This is a genomic window from Haloarcula japonica DSM 6131 (assembly GCF_000336635.1).
Lineage (GTDB): Archaea > Halobacteriota > Halobacteria > Halobacteriales > Haloarculaceae > Haloarcula > Haloarcula japonica.
The window spans coordinates 356,375-370,626 of record NZ_AOLY01000042.1 but is presented as its reverse complement, the minus strand read 5'-3'; the positions used below and the strand labels follow the sequence as shown (position 1 = coordinate 370,626).

Sequence of the window (14,252 nt, the reverse complement as noted above, 5' to 3'; positions counted from 1 at the left end):
GAACAGGTAATGAGATATCTTCGCTCTAACGGGTGGTCCAACTGACTTGGCCTATGTTGCGGTCCACGTTTTCTGATCGACCCTCACTCCCGGCACGCTACCGAGACAGCGCGCTGTTTGTCCTGCTCGCAATGTTGTTCGGTGGTTCGTTCGTTGCGATCAAAACCGGGCTCCGTGAGCTTCCGCCGGTGCTGTTTGCCGGTCTCCGGTTCGACCTGGCAGCGGTGACGCTGCTTGGCTACATCGTCTTTACCCGGCCCCGGTCGACGTGGCTCCCGCGGACTCGTGACGACTTTTTCGGTATCGGGATGGCGGCGCTGTTCCTCATCGCGCTCAACAACGGGCTGTTGTTCCTCGGTCAGGGCACGACAACGCCCGCAGCGGCGTCCGTGATGTACGGTCTGAACCCGATACTCGCCCCCGTGTTCGCCTGGTGGCTGCTGGGCGATAGGCTCTCGTGGCTCGGTGCGGTCGGTATTGGTATCGCGCTGAGCGGCGTCATCATCATCGTACAGCCGTCGCCATCGACGTTCACCGATGCGAGCGCTGTCGGGCAACTCCTGGTCCTCGGCGCGGCTGCGGCCGTGGCTCTGGGTAGCGTGCTGCTCCAGCGTGTCGGCCCGCAGATGGACAGTACTCCGCTGACTGCGTGGGCGATGGCTGTCGGCGCGGTGCTCCTCCACGTCGCGAGCCTGCTGGTCGGGGAGCCACCTACAGCTGTGATTGGCATCAGTCCAGAAACGATTGCGAGCATTGTGGCTGTGGGCATCCCATCGACAGCAGTCGCGTACGCCATCTACTTCGGCCTCATCAAGCGCATCGGCCCGGTCCGTGCGAACTTGGTCGCGTACGTCGTGCCGATTTTCGCCGCGCTCATGGGCTGGGTGCTGCTGGGCTCGTCGGTATCACTGTGGACGCTCGTCGGCTTCCTCGTCGTCGTTGCGGGTTTCGCCCTCATCGAGCGTATGACTATCCGCATGGAACTGCGCCGGCTCTACCACCGCTTTGAGCAGACATCCTCGTCGCAGCAGACGCCGCCGTGTGACGACTGACGTCAGCGGTTGCAGTAGAGCGATCACAACCTGGGCTTGACGAAACGGGCCCAGCCAATCATGTACTGGCAGCTCCCGCGAACCGAGCGGGCGGGAACCGTGGCGGTCGATATCTCGGACGGTCCGTAGTGGGTCATCCACCCGTGTGCAAATACGCCTCCAGCGTGAAAGGACTCTGATGACTGCTGTGGACCATGCGAACGCCGGCTATCGGCGACTGTACGGGCAGGATGGGCTCTCGTTCGGTCTCGGATTTCCGCTCACGGGCGAGCAGGAATCGACGCCGGATATCGACGCGGAACTCCGGCTCGCAAGCCACGCCGAAGCCGTCGGGTTCGACGCGCTCTGGGCGCGAGACGTCCCGACGTACTGGCCGCGGTTCGGAGATGCCGGCGGGGCCTTCGACCCGTGGTCGCTGCTGTCCCACGTCGCCGCCCACACCGAGACGGTGGCGCTCGGCACCGCAAGCATCGTTCTCCCGCTTCGCCATCCAATACACGTGGCGAAGTCAGCCGCAACCGTCGACCGGCTCTCCGACGGCCGTCTCGTGCTGGGCGTCGCCTCCGGTGACCGCGACCCGGAGTATCCGGCGTTCGGTGTGGACCCCGAGAACCGGGGTCATCTCGTCCGCGAAAGCGTCGATGCACTCCGCGCGCTCTGGCGCGAGGAATATCCGACGCTCGACGGCTCCTGGGGCCATCTCGACGGCGAACTCGATGTGCTCCCGAAGCCGACGACGGACACGCTCCCGCTCTTTCCGACCGGGAACGCCAGACAGTCGACGGAGTGGATCGCCGAGAACGGCGACGGCTGGATATTCTACCATCTTCCCGAATCGACGCTTGAGTCGTATCTCGACACGTGGCGGAGTCACGCCCCCGAGAAGCCGTTCACGATTGCCGTTCAGGTCGAGTTCGCTGCTGATCCGACCGCCGAACCTGAACCGCTCCATCTGGGCTATCGGGCCGGCGTTGAATGGTTCCGGGAGTACTTCAGGCGGCTCGATGACCACGGTCTCGATCACGTCATCGTCGGACTCCGCGCCGCGGAGCCAGAAGCGGCGATGACGACCTTCGCCAGCGAAATCATCGAGGAACTGTAGGTCAGTGGGAAGATGTTCGCACGCACAGCTTTCGGTGTGGCCGACCTACTGGATACCGATGACCGACCGGCAGGCGGCCCTCCGTACTTTAGCTGGGGAGCTTACCGATTACGAGCCGATTACCGACGCGTTTCTCGCAAAGAGCTTCACGGACCAGTTACTCATCGTCGATGTTCGGGACGGCGCATCCCTCCCCGCTGCCGTCACCGACAAGCTAGCTGACCGCGACCTGCGCCCGGCCGAGAGCGTGTACAGTGAAGACGAGACTCCCCAGTCCGCCGTCGGTAACGTAGGCAATGCGACACGCCACCATTTCGTCGACGTGCGAACCCGCGGCTCACACCGCTCGTATGTCGTCGAGTGACTTCGGTCCTGTTGCCTGAGATGGGAGACGAACCCGGCCGGACGTTAGGGGTCGAACTTGTCCTTCTTGAGCCCTTTCCGGACCGGTTCGTGTTCGGCGTCGGTCGGCGGCGGTGCGGTCACCAGTAACGTCTCTAGCCGACTGTCCGCGTCCGCTTTGACACCGCGGTCGGTGTCGGCCTCGACGATCACCACGTCGCCCGGCTCGACCGCCCGCTCCGTGTCCCCATCACGGACGATACCGGTCCCGGACTGGACGTGTATCGCTACGTCGCTCGCGGGCGCGTGCACCGGAATAAACTGTCCGGGTTCGAAATAGCCACAGACGACTTTCATCCGGTCGCTGCGGAACACTTCGACAGCCGAGAACTGGTCGTCGTCGTATTCCCGGACGGCGTCGAAATCGGTCGCTGTCATCGCGTGTCCCCCCCATCACTCCAGTCTCGAAGAACCGCCGAACCGAAGTCGCGTCTGGTCGATGCGGCCTGATTCGAACGCCGGCGAGTGCGCACACTCGCTCGCTGTCGGTTTCGCTGCTGTGGGTGCATCGCAAGGAGTTCAGACCGCACGACGGAAAGCCTCGGTCCCGAACCGCTTCGTCTGTAACTGCGCCGCTTCGCACTCTGGGTGTATATAAACTGTCCCCGAACATCTTCCCGATAAGAACCACGGGTAGTCCGTATAAACACCCTCCAAATGGTGTCTGTAGGCGCATTGGCGACGACAGTACTGATGGCGGTACTGCTCGTCGGTATCGCTGGGCTACTCGCACGGATCGAAGACTGGCGGTCGTACACAATTGCGATTGGTGGCGGCCATGGGACTCACGAACGCACCCACGCGGAGAAACCGAGCGGGATTCTCCGATGGCTGACGACAGTCGACCACAAGGACATCGGGATTCTCTACGGCGTGTTCGCCGTCGTCGCGTTTGCCTGGGGTGGTATCGCCGTGGTTCTGATGCGGTTCGAACTGATGTATCCCGCTGAGGACTTCCTCAGCACAAGTGCCTACAACGGCCTCCTGACGACCCACGGCATCACGATGCTGTTCCTGTTTGGGACGCCCATCCTAGCAGCGTTCTCGAACTACCTAATCCCGCTGCTCATCGGGGCCGACGACATGGCGTTCCCGCGAATCAACGCCATCGCGTTCTGGCTGCTGCCGCCGGCCGCCCTGCTCATCTGGGGCGGCGTCCTCGGCGGGCCGTTCCTCGAAAACATCGAACCGGCACAGACCGCCTGGACGATGTACACGCCGCTGTCAATCGAACAGCAAAACCCCGGCGTGGACCTGATGCTGCTCGGCCTCCACCTCTCGGGCGTCGCGGCGACGATGGGGGCGATAAACTTCATCGCGACTATCTTCACCGAACGGGGCGAGGACGTGACCTGGGCGACCCTCGATATCTTCTCCTGGACTGTGTTGGTCCAGTCCGCACAGATCCTGTTCGCCTTCCCGCTGCTGGGTAGTGCACTGGTCATGCTGCTGCTCGACCGCAACCTTGGGACGACGTTCTTCACGATAGACGGTGGCGGCCCGCTGCTGTGGCAGCACCTGTTCTGGTTCTTCGGCCACCCCGAAGTGTATATCCTCGTCCTCCCACCGATGGGTCTTGTCAGCTACATCCTGCCGAAGTTCTGTGGCCGGAAGCTGTTCGGCTTCAAGTTCGTCGTCTACTCGACGCTGGCGCTCGGCGTCCTCTCCTTCGGCGTCTGGGCCCATCACATGTTCGCGACCGGGATGGACCCCCGACTACGGGCCTCGTTCATGGCGGTCTCTATCGCCATTGCCATCCCGAGCGCGGTGAAGACGTTCAACTGGATGGCGACGATGTGGAACGGTGCGTTGCGGACGACTGCGCCGTTCCTCTTTTGTGTCGGGTTCGTCGGGAACTTCATCATCGGCGGCGTCACCGGCGTGTTCGAAGCCGCCATTCCCGTCGACCTGATCCTGCACGACACCTACCACGTCGTGGCCCACTTCCACTACGTCATCATGGGCGGGATCGCCTTCGCTGTCTTCGCGGGCATCTACTACTGGTTCCCGCTGTACACCGGTCGGTGGTATCAGCGGTCGCTGGCGAAGTGGCACTTCTGGCTGACGCTTATCGGCACGAACGTCACGTTCTTCCCCATGGTCCTGCTCGGCTACGCCGGGATGCCACGACGGTACGCCACGTACGCCCTGACCGCTGGCCCGGTGGACCTGTTTACGCTCCTGCACCAGCTGGCGACACTGGGCGTCGTCCTGCTGGTCATCGGTCAGCTCATCTTCGTCTGGAATCTCGTGACCTCGTGGCTAGAGGGGCCGCTGGTCACGGACGGCGACCCCTGGGACTTGGCGGCGACGGGGCAGTTCCCGCGGGAGTTCGCATGGTTCGAGCGTGAGCGACTTCCGGCGCTGACCGACGGCGGCGAAGAAGCGACCGGCGACTGATCTTCGAGTCGGTTCTGGCTCTCATTTGCGGCCTCCTTCTTGATGCTTCCACGGTCTCATCCAGGGTGGTATAGGACCGTTGTCATCCCCGATTTGAAGCGCTCAGTACAGAGGGTGGGTTAGCATGTGATTCAGATACCCGGCGTGAGGACTCTCCACAAGATGCTTGGACGAAACAACGAGGTTGGCCGCTCCTCCATGATGATGACCCGATTGAAGGCATCGGCGACCCTCCCGTCGGTCCGGGCCGTCCGGAGCAGCCGCGAGAGATACCTGTTGATTAGATCCGTCCCGGTGGGTTTCGGCCCGGTCGTCTGTCCGAACTGGAAATCGGAGCCGACCGCAAGCATCCACGCATCGTCAACGACAGTTGTGGCTCGTTGGAAGAATCTCTGGGCTACATCGTCGCTGCTACCCGCTGCAAGGGTGTGATGGAGCTGGATAGCCTCGAGTGCGGCGACCGACATCCCCTGACCATAGATCGGATTGAAACTGGCGATTCCGTCACCGATCACGAGCAGCCCGTCGGGAAAGCGGTCGGCCTCTTCGTACCTGACCCGCCTGTTCGAGGGAAACGGGTATTGCTCGATCGTTTCGCTCGCCAGCCCGTGTTCGTCGATAACACGCTCAAAATCAGAAATCGGTAGGCTGGCCGCGAAGTCGGTGAATCCCGCCTGCTCCGTCGGGGCGTGTTCCCCGTGAACCCCGAAGAGTGTCATCATCCACCGGCCGTTTTCGACCGGGAACATGCCACCACCGCGTTTACGCGGGGGGTTCGGCAGCACAACACACGTTTGTTGTACATCCGTAGGTCGGTTGACGAACGCAGTGCTGTATGCCACGTCAATGTGAACCTCGTCGACTGTCGGCATCGGATAGTCGTGTTCTGCCAGCCAGTCCGGTGTTCGGGAAGTCCGTCCAGTTGCGTCGACGACCAAGTCCGCGCGGATATCTTCTGTACGCCCGTCCTGACGGATCGATATTCCCGTGACATCCGCTGTTCCCTCGGTGAGGTAATCAACGAACTGGCAGTTATCTCTGAGTGAGACGTTTTCGATGTCTTCGACCCGCCGCCGCGTGACCAATTCGAAGAGCGGACGACTGGCACAATACATCGGTAATTGAGCCGGGCCGTGGGCCAGCACGCCCTCCTCAATGAACACGCGGGAGTCACTGTTGATCTCGATTCGGTTTCCCCCGGCAGCGAGCAACGCCTCGCTGAAACCGGGGAATAAATCTTCGAGGGTTTGTCGACCGGCTTCGTGAAGATTATGAATGTGGTTTGCCTGCGGGGTACCGCTCCGACTCACGGGGGCGTCCCTGAGAGCATCTTTCTCGATAAGCGTTACTCGCTCGAACAAATCTGCCAGCACGCGGGCGGTCATGAGTCCGGCCATTCCCGCCCCGACGACGACGGCAAACCCGGTAGTACGAGTGATTTGTCCCGGGTCGTACTCTGGAACGGATGCCAAGGTCACGATAGTGCCCTCTCTTATCGGGTATTCGTGGATAGGATTGTTAAGAGTTAGCACACGTCTATGAGAATACTGATCGAAGTCTGTTGCTGACTGCGTGCTGTGTATCTTGCATGACTCCGAGAATATCCACCGTATCTGGTAGACCTAGAGCGGTATCTGCGCAAACCTACTGCGCAGCTTGTTCAGGCTACACTGCCTGAAACCAGTAGCCTGTGAAGCGTTGTGTTGCACCTCGTCTCCATCTACTTCCTACTCTGAGATGTCCGGATACGACTGTCGGCCGCCCTGTGACTTTCTGGCCACCAGCTGGGCGGTCGCCGCGGTCGTCCCGTCCGTCGTCGCTGTGCGTTCGTCGTAGTGCAACACGGTCAGCCCGAGTCCGGCCCTGAGCAGTTCGTTCGAGGCGAACCGGTACCGGTCTCCGGAGGGGCCACCGTCCACGTCGTCAGTCGTCCGGAGGTGGTGCTGGACGAACAGGCAGCCACCGTCGGCCAGCGCCTCGATGATATCGGGGAGGCGGTCGACAGGGCGATAGAAGCTAATCGTAATGAGGTCGTACGTCGCCGCCGGGTAGGCAAATGAATCGAGGTCCGCCTGTATCCACTCGATATTGTCTTCGACGTCTGCTTCCCGCGAGTTTTCGCGGGCGATGCGCAGCCCCTCGCGCGACTGGTCGACCGCGTCGACGCGGTACCCGGCCGCTGCGACCGGGAGCGCGTTTCGCCCGGTCCCGGTCGCGATATCGAGCGCCCGGCCCGGCTGGAAGGTCGGCAGGTATCGCTCCAACACCGGATGCGGGTCCGGATGCTGTGGGTACGTGCCCGTCCGGTATCGCTCGTCCCAGGTCGTCATGGCTCGGATGACTGCCGGCCAAGACATGAAGCCTGTGGGCGGTGAGACAGCTCTTGCGTTGCGTCCCGTTTCCGGACGCACCAATCTCAACTGACTTACCGACACACCTGCGACTTACCCACAGGCTACCAGCTATGGATAGTCAAAACGGTGTGACCAGACGGCGGCTGCTCATCGCTCTCGGAAGTGGACTCGGTCTGCTTGGGGGCGGCGGTGCCTACGTGTACTGGTCGTTGCAGGGTGACTCCGGCGGGTACACTGCGCCGGACTCACACCCGGTCGTCACTACTCGCGGGTTCCTCAACACGACCGAGGGGCCAGCCTTCGAGACTGATGGCACGTGGTCGTTCGACGACGCGTCGGAGGTGTTCCTGTTCGTCCACGGATTCAGTACCGACGCCGAGAGGGCACGCGACAATGCCTATACGGCTCAGATAGCGCTCGACGGAACACAGCCCACACCGGTCGTCGCATACAGTTGGGATTCCAACGTCGAATGGGAGCAGGCCAAGGACAACGCTGTGGCGAACAGCACTCCCCTCGCCCAGTGGCTGGTCGAGTGGGCCGAAACCGACGGACGGCCCGTCCATTTGCTCGCTCACTCGCTTGGTGCACGTGTGACCGGTGAGACTCTCCGGGTACTAGCCGAGCGAGGGGTGACAGACGCGCTTGCCTCGGTGTCACTGCTCGGCGGTGCCATCCCCTACGATAGCGTGGTACAGGGTGGTCAATACGGCAACGCCATAGCGGCCGTTGACGCCCCGGTATCGAACTTCTACAGCCACAACGATAAGGTCCTCTCGTGGGTGTACCGAGCGTCAGACCGGACACACGCCGTCGGCCACGCTGGAGCTCGTGATGCTGGGCCGCTTCCCGACGGTTACCAAGACGTGAACGTCACTGACCTCGTTGCCGATCACTACTCGTACTTCGAACCCGGAGAGGGATGTCTGCCGCGTGTCGTTGCCGAAATCGGGTAACCCGGCTCTGTCTTCCCTGTCGCTGGTAGAATTATATACGGTGGCAGAGTTGTGTCCCCTATGGGACCCACTGTTGTTAGACCAACGACTGCGACACGTTGGAGCGAGCAATGACCCTCTTCACCGCTGTCGTCGTCTTCGTAGTGGGACTGCTCTCGGGTATCGTCGTCCGGTGGGTCGCCGGCCTCGCTGCCGTGCTCGCGCTCGTTCTGGTGCTGTTGGGGGCGACCACACCGGATATCGGTCTGGTCAACTTCGTACTTGAACAGTACTACCAGGGTAACGAACTGCTGTTTCTCGCCGGTCTGTTGTTCGGGTTGGACGCCGAAAACACAAAAGATGTCGTTGAGAGCTGATTCCTGGCTCTCGTAGTCGTATTACTGCAATCCACAGGCGAATGCCTACAGCGGCGACTGCCTCCCATCGAGTCCGGTGTGACACTGTCGTTGTTTCAGATCGGAGGTGGCTACGCTTCTGGACAGAACATGTACGAATGGCGGATATCGCTGTCGTACATGAGTGACCCGGCGGGCGTTCTGAGTAGCGTTGCGACTAAGTAGAGGTCCCCAGCTGCGCCGGCAGTATTGATCAACAGGGCGAGGAAGGCTGCGAACGCGAGTAGCGGAATCGGGACGAACAACATGGGAAGAAACAACGCGTCGAGTACAACGAGCGGCGCGATGCCAACGATAATATTGTGGGTCCGATGCTGGAACTGGTGAAACGCCGCCGCGTAAAACGCCCCGAGTTGCGGTGCCACGCCGTACGAAACGTCGTATCCGAACCAGTGATAGACAACTCCGTGTACTAGCTCATGAAGAACGGTCACTGCGACAATGGCGACGACGAATGTGACCGCGACAAGCCCGGACGTGAGCGTGAACGTGATACTCGTGGCGGTTTCCTCGACTGAAAAGACAGCATCGAGTGCGGTTCCTTGTGCGTACCAGAGCAGCCACCCGAACACTACCGCGGCGACGGGCAACAGCACCATCACGAGCCCGAGCAGTACCACTGGTGAGTATCGAAACGACCGGGGCGGCTGATAGCCCGGCGGCGTCACCGGGCGCAACGTATCGGCTGGGTCGTGATCGCTAGCTGGCATATCTGCGATTCTGCTGGCCTATTCAAAAAGCAGGGTGCTATTCCCGCTCCCTATGTAACTGAGGGCTGGTCGGTGCAACAGTAGGAAGCGAGCATATGTTCGCTCTCATACTGCTATATAGCAGTCATATAAAATGCCTATACCAGATTCACCGACGTATCATCAACGGCTCCTCATAGATGGTCTCACCACCGACGTTTCATCCGGATCTCGGCGCATCACACCAGCGAATTCACAGCGATGAATGGGAGGAGATCTATGTTGTCGGCGACGTCCACGGCTGTCGCCCGACGCTCGAACGCCTCCTAAACCGGTTGGACCCCGCCGCGGACGAACTCGTGGTCTTCGTCGGTGACCTCGTCCGCAAAGGCCCGGATAGCGCCGGTGTCGTTGACATCGTCCGGCAAACGCCGAACTTCATCACGGTTCGGGGAAACAACGAACAGAAACTCATCGACGGCCACAAATCGATCCCGTCGCTGACTGACGACGATCTCTCCTGGATCGCGTCGCTCCCGGCGGCGATATCGTGGGACGATTCGATGGTCGTCCACGGCGGCGTCGATCACCGCAAGCCCATCGCGGAACACGAACTGCCCGAACTGCTGAATATGCGCTCGCTTACCCCCAACGGAAGCTACGACCGCCCGTACTGGTTTGAAACGCGCCGTGATGACCCACGCATCTTTTTCGGTCATACGGTGCTTTCCGAGCCCTTTGAGACCCCTACTGCGGTCGGCCTCGACACCGGATGCGTCTACGGCGGGAAGTTAACGGCGTACCAGTGCTCGACGGCAGAGTTCATCACGGTGGACCCTGAGACGACCCACGAAGAGCGGTCGTCCGATAGCATTGTTGACCCAGAGCGCGCCCCGCCGACATCAACCTGAGCCGATGGATCGCGCTTCCGAACCCGCCATCCCCGCGTACGAGCCGGCGGATGTCGACCTGACCGATCCATCGCTGTATCTCAATCGCGAACTGAGTGCGCTCGCTTTCCAGCGGCGCGTCCTCCACGAGGCACTGGACGAACGGAATCCGCTGCTGGAGCGGGTCCGGTTCCTCGCTATCATCACCCGGAACCTCGACGAGTTTACGATGAAACGCATCGGCGGCCTCAAACAGCAGATAGAGGCCGACGTAACCGAGGCGGCCCCGGATGGTCGAACGCCAGAGGAGCAGTTGGCGGCGGTCCACGAAACCCTGCAACCGATGCTGGCGACGCAGGCCCGTTGCTACCGCGATGCGATTCATCCCGCGCTTGCTGCGGAAGGTATCAAGATTCTCGACTACGATGACGCCTCCTCTGTGGAACAGTCTGAACTGCGAACCTATTTCGAAGAATCCGTGTTACCGACGCTGACGCCGCTTTCGTTCGACCCGGCGCATCCGTTCCCGTTTATCTCTAATCGGTCGCTGTCGCTTGCTGTACTCACCCGGCATCCGAATGCCGAGGACCCAACGTTCACCCGCATCAAGATTCCGCCGAACAGGCCAAGACTGGTCCAGCTCGGCGACGAGACGCGGTACGTATTGCTTGAGGAGGTCATCCGTGCAAACCTCGACCTGCTGCTACCGAACGTCGAAATCGTCGACACAGCCCTGTTCCGACTGACCCGCAACGCGGAGGTCCGCCGGAACCAGGAGATCGCCGAAGACCTCATCGACATGGTCGAAGACGTTCTCGAACAGCGGCGCTTCGCATCGGTCGTCAGGATGGAAATTGCCGCCGACGCCGATTCCCGTATCCGCTCGACGCTCGCGACACAGCTCGGTCTCGACGAACGCGAAATCTACGATCTTGGGGGGCCGCTGGATTACCGTGACCTTGCGGAGTTGACAGACCTTGACCGGCCGGACCTCTCGCTGGACGAGTGGACGCCACAGCATCATCCTCGTCTCAACGGTCGCCGACAGCAGTCGTTCGGGACGCCGGACACGACAGACCCGAGCGTCTTCCGCCGTATTCAGGATGGCGACATATTGCTCCATCACCCGTATCACGACTTTACCGACACCGTCCAGCGATTCCTCTCCGCAGCGGCCGAAGACCCCGATGTTCTGGCGGTGAAAGCGGCCATCTACCGGACAGCAAGCGACTCACAGATAATCCAGTCGCTGATAACGGCCGCCGAAAACGGGAAGCAGGTCGCAGTGATGGTCGAACTGAAGGCCCGCTTCGACGAACAGAACAACCTCGAATGGGTGCGCAAACTGGAGGAAAACGGTATTCACGTCGCTTACGGGACGGTCGGACTGAAGACCCACACGAAGACGGCGCTGGTCGTTCGGGAGGAAGACGACGGCGTCGAACTGTACTCTCACATCGGGACCGGGAACTACCATTCCGAGACGGCGAAGGGATACGTCGACCTCGGGCTGTTGACCGCTGACCGCGATATCGGCCGTGACCTGACCAAAGTGTTCAATTTCTTCACCGGGCCGTCGCTGGACGAGGAGTTCCGCGAACTCCTCATCGCACCGGTGACGATGCGCCGGGAGTTCACCCGGTATATCCGCCGGGAGGCCCAGCACGCACAGGCCGGCCGTCCCGCTCGTATCGTCGCAAAGATGAACGGCCTCGAAGACCCCGCCATCGTCGCTGAACTGTACCGCGCGTCGATGGCCGGCGTCGACATCGATCTCATCGTTCGCGACATCTGCCGCCTCAGACCCGGGTTAGAGGGGATCAGCGAAAATATCTCGGTGTATTCGCTCGTCGGCCGCTTTCTGGAACACTCCCGTATCTTCTACTTCGAGAACGGCGCACGGGCTGACCCCGGCCCGGAGGATGACTGGGGCGAACCGGAGTACTACATCGGCAGCGCCGACTGGATGACGCGCAACCTCGATTACCGAGTCGAAGCCGTCACGCCCGTCACGAGCCCCGAAATCCAGCGCCAACTCCGCTTCACGCTCGAACTCGTCCTCTCGGACAACCGCAAGCTCTGGGAGATGGACAGCGACGGTGAGTACCACCAGCGGTACCCGGACGACGGCGAACGTGTGATCAGCGCACAGGACGTTCTGATGCGTGAAGCGTTGAAAGCCAGTCGTTCGGACGACCTCGTCGCGGGAATTCCCGGTGACTATCCGCTAGCTGGCGACCTCTGTATCGCGGGCGATAGCATCCGACAGGCGGCGACAGATACCGCTGACACCCTTTCTGAAGTTACAGACGGTGGAGAGACCGCCGAGGTACTTTCGACGTACGGCGACCGCTGGTACATCCCAGATAGCGCCGTATACGACTATGCCGTCCGGACACCTGATGGGGAGCGGCGCTACCTCAAAACCAAAGCCGGCGTTACTGATCTCCTTGAACGGCTGTATAGCGATTCGGAGTAGCTATTTGGAATAGCTATTCGGCTATACCAATCTTCGGCATCTTCTCTGTCCGGTAGCTACGCGGCCCCATCGGAATGCGATACCTTCACACAAAATGTGTTTTCATCCTTCACGAAGCCTATGAGCATAGCCTATCGATGTCCCGCTGTAGCTATGGATTTACAGGAATTCGTCCGCTCCAACGCCCCCGAAGACGGCGGCGATGGGTTCCAGAAAGAGAACAACAGGCTGCTCGACATCCCGCTCGACGGAACGGTGATGGTCAAAGCCGGGTCGATGGTCGCGTACACCGGCGAGGTTACGTTCACTGGCAAGTCCTCGGCGGAAGGCGGCATCACGGGCTTCGTCAAGGAGGCCGTGAGCGGCGAAGGGACACCGGTTATGGAAGCTGAAGGAAACGGTCATCTCTACGTGGCCGAGAACGGCAAGAAGGTACAGGTGTTGGCCCTCGATAACGAGGAGTCGATATCGGTCAACGGCACTGACGTGCTCGCGTTCGAATCAACTATTGACTACGAGATCAACACTGTCGGCAGCCTCTCCGGCATGGCCGCCGGTGGGCTGACGAACGTGTACCTCACCGGTCCCGGGGAAGTCGCGCTGACAACGCACGGCGATCCGCTGGTGATGACGCCGCCGGTCTTCACCGACCCGGACGCTACCGTGGCATGGAGTTCGAACCTCTCGCCGTCTATCGAGATGAACAAGACGTTCGAGATCGGCCAGACCTCCGGTGAGTCGATACAGATGGAGTTCACCGGCGACGACGGGTTCGTCGTCATCCAGCCCAACGAGGAAGGGTCTGTCACACAGAGCCAGAGCTAACGGCCGCTGCGTTGTCGCGGCGGAGACACCGAGCGCTTTCGAAGCCGTCCCCGAACGAACGGGCGGATCGGTGTGACGCCGAGGTTGAGTCGCTCGATTTCGACGACGTCGAACGACCGGTCCGCGACGAGTCGCGTCCCCGTCTGTCGAGTCAGATGACAACCACCGGCAAGTCGTTTCCAGAGTGGTGCGAGCGCTGACTGTAGCCCAGCGCGCCATCCGTCGTCGATGACGTGCTCGAAGAAACGCAGTTCACCGCCGGGTTTGAGTACGCGGGCGACCTCCTTCACCGCGGACTCGATGTCCGGAATCGTACAGAACACCATCGAGGCGATGACGATGTCGAAGGATTCGTCGTCGTACGAGAGAGCTTCCGCCGGTGACGACTCGATACGGACCGGGGTGGCCTGCGCCTTCGCTTTCTCTGCTGCCTGCCGCCGCATATACGGGTCAGGCTCGATGGCGTGAAACTCGGTCGAGGCGGTCGCTACGCTCTCGAAATACGGAAACATCGCGCCGGTTCCAGCGCCGAGGTCCAGAACTGTACCATCCAGATTCGCTACCAGGTATTCACGATGTGGCCGTAAGAGCGTCCGCTCAACGAGCGCCGTGGCCGGATCGTAGATAGCTGCAAACAGCGGCGACGAGGGCTTCTGACTGGCGTTCGGTTCTGTGGGCATAGCAGTAGTAACGGTGGCTTCCGTGAAA

14 protein-coding genes are annotated in these 14,252 nt (G+C 61.1%); 9 read left to right on the top strand and 5 right to left on the bottom strand.

Going from position 1 to position 14,252, the window contains the following annotated elements:
* Positions 1 to 53: 53 nt before the first annotated feature.
* The 3 genes from C444_RS19690 to C444_RS19680 all read left to right on the top strand — a co-directional run bounded on the left by C444_RS19690 (position 54) and on the right by C444_RS19680 (position 2,518).
* Positions 54 to 1,052, top strand: coding sequence for a DMT family transporter (locus C444_RS19690; RefSeq protein ID WP_004594859.1), 999 nt, complete (start codon positions 54 to 56; stop codon positions 1,050 to 1,052).
* A gap of 178 nt (positions 1,053 to 1,230) precedes the next feature.
* Complete coding sequence (locus C444_RS19685; protein WP_004594858.1) at positions 1,231 to 2,154, top strand: LLM class oxidoreductase; 924 nt, start codon at positions 1,231 to 1,233, stop codon at positions 2,152 to 2,154.
* 58 nt (positions 2,155 to 2,212) lie between these two features.
* Positions 2,213 to 2,518 carry a hypothetical protein gene (locus C444_RS19680; RefSeq protein WP_004594857.1) on the top strand — a complete coding sequence of 102 codons (306 nt, stop codon included), beginning with the start codon at positions 2,213 to 2,215 and terminating at the stop codon, positions 2,516 to 2,518.
* 44 nt (positions 2,519 to 2,562) lie between these two features.
* Here C444_RS19680 and C444_RS19675 read toward each other — a convergent pair whose 3' ends face one another.
* A complete protein-coding gene (locus C444_RS19675) occupies positions 2,563 to 2,934 on the bottom strand; it encodes a cupin domain-containing protein (protein ID WP_004594856.1) in 372 nt (123 codons plus the stop codon).
* A gap of 315 nt (positions 2,935 to 3,249) precedes the next feature.
* Here C444_RS19675 and C444_RS19670 point away from each other — a divergent pair, with 315 nt between their 5' ends.
* A complete protein-coding gene (locus tag C444_RS19670) occupies positions 3,250 to 4,956 on the top strand; it encodes a cbb3-type cytochrome c oxidase subunit I (protein ID WP_004594855.1) in 1,707 nt (568 codons plus the stop codon).
* A 131-nt stretch (positions 4,957 to 5,087) separates the two neighbouring features.
* On the opposite strand, the gene C444_RS19665 is transcribed toward C444_RS19670, so the two are convergent.
* Together C444_RS19665 and C444_RS19660 are read right to left on the bottom strand one after the other, a co-directional pair.
* Complete coding sequence (locus C444_RS19665; protein ID WP_049909638.1) at positions 5,088 to 6,434, bottom strand: FAD-dependent oxidoreductase; 1,347 nt, start codon at positions 6,432 to 6,434, stop codon at positions 5,088 to 5,090.
* Positions 6,435 to 6,683: 249 nt separating this feature from the next.
* Positions 6,684 to 7,286 (bottom strand): class I SAM-dependent methyltransferase, encoded by a 603-nt coding sequence (locus tag C444_RS19660; RefSeq protein WP_004594853.1) that lies wholly within the window; start codon positions 7,284 to 7,286, stop codon positions 6,684 to 6,686.
* A gap of 134 nt (positions 7,287 to 7,420) precedes the next feature.
* On the opposite strand from C444_RS19660, the gene C444_RS19655 reads away from it, so the two are divergent.
* Together C444_RS19655 and C444_RS19650 are read left to right on the top strand one after the other, a co-directional pair.
* Positions 7,421 to 8,266 carry a DUF726 domain-containing protein gene (locus C444_RS19655; protein ID WP_004594852.1) on the top strand — a complete coding sequence of 282 codons (846 nt, stop codon included), beginning with the start codon at positions 7,421 to 7,423 and terminating at the stop codon, positions 8,264 to 8,266.
* 110 nt (positions 8,267 to 8,376) lie between these two features.
* Positions 8,377 to 8,622: a hypothetical protein gene (locus C444_RS19650; protein ID WP_004594851.1), complete on the top strand. Its 246-nt coding sequence runs from the start codon at positions 8,377 to 8,379 to the stop codon at positions 8,620 to 8,622.
* Between the two features lie 110 nt (positions 8,623 to 8,732).
* Here the strand turns inward: C444_RS19650 and C444_RS19645 are convergent, their stop codons facing one another.
* Complete coding sequence (locus C444_RS19645; RefSeq protein ID WP_049909637.1) at positions 8,733 to 9,371, bottom strand: DUF3267 domain-containing protein; 639 nt, start codon at positions 9,369 to 9,371, stop codon at positions 8,733 to 8,735.
* 179 nt (positions 9,372 to 9,550) lie between these two features.
* On the opposite strand from C444_RS19645, the gene C444_RS19640 reads away from it, so the two are divergent.
* From C444_RS19640 to C444_RS19630, 3 genes are all read left to right on the top strand, one after another.
* The gene (locus tag C444_RS19640) at positions 9,551 to 10,261 is read left to right on the top strand and encodes a metallophosphoesterase family protein (protein ID WP_004594849.1); all 711 of its coding nucleotides are present in this window, start codon (positions 9,551 to 9,553) and stop codon (positions 10,259 to 10,261) included.
* Between the two features lie 4 nt (positions 10,262 to 10,265).
* Complete coding sequence (gene ppk1, locus C444_RS19635; protein ID WP_004594847.1) at positions 10,266 to 12,719, top strand: polyphosphate kinase 1; 2,454 nt, start codon at positions 10,266 to 10,268, stop codon at positions 12,717 to 12,719.
* 153 nt (positions 12,720 to 12,872) lie between these two features.
* Positions 12,873 to 13,544, top strand: a complete 672-nt coding sequence (locus C444_RS19630) for an AIM24 family protein (protein ID WP_004594845.1) — start codon at positions 12,873 to 12,875, stop codon at positions 13,542 to 13,544.
* Here C444_RS19630 and C444_RS19625 read toward each other — a convergent pair.
* Positions 13,541 to 14,224 carry a class I SAM-dependent methyltransferase gene (locus tag C444_RS19625; RefSeq protein WP_004594844.1) on the bottom strand — a complete coding sequence of 228 codons (684 nt, stop codon included), beginning with the start codon at positions 14,222 to 14,224 and terminating at the stop codon, positions 13,541 to 13,543. The genes C444_RS19630 and C444_RS19625 overlap by 4 nt on opposite strands.
* Positions 14,225 to 14,252: the final 28 nt, after the last annotated feature.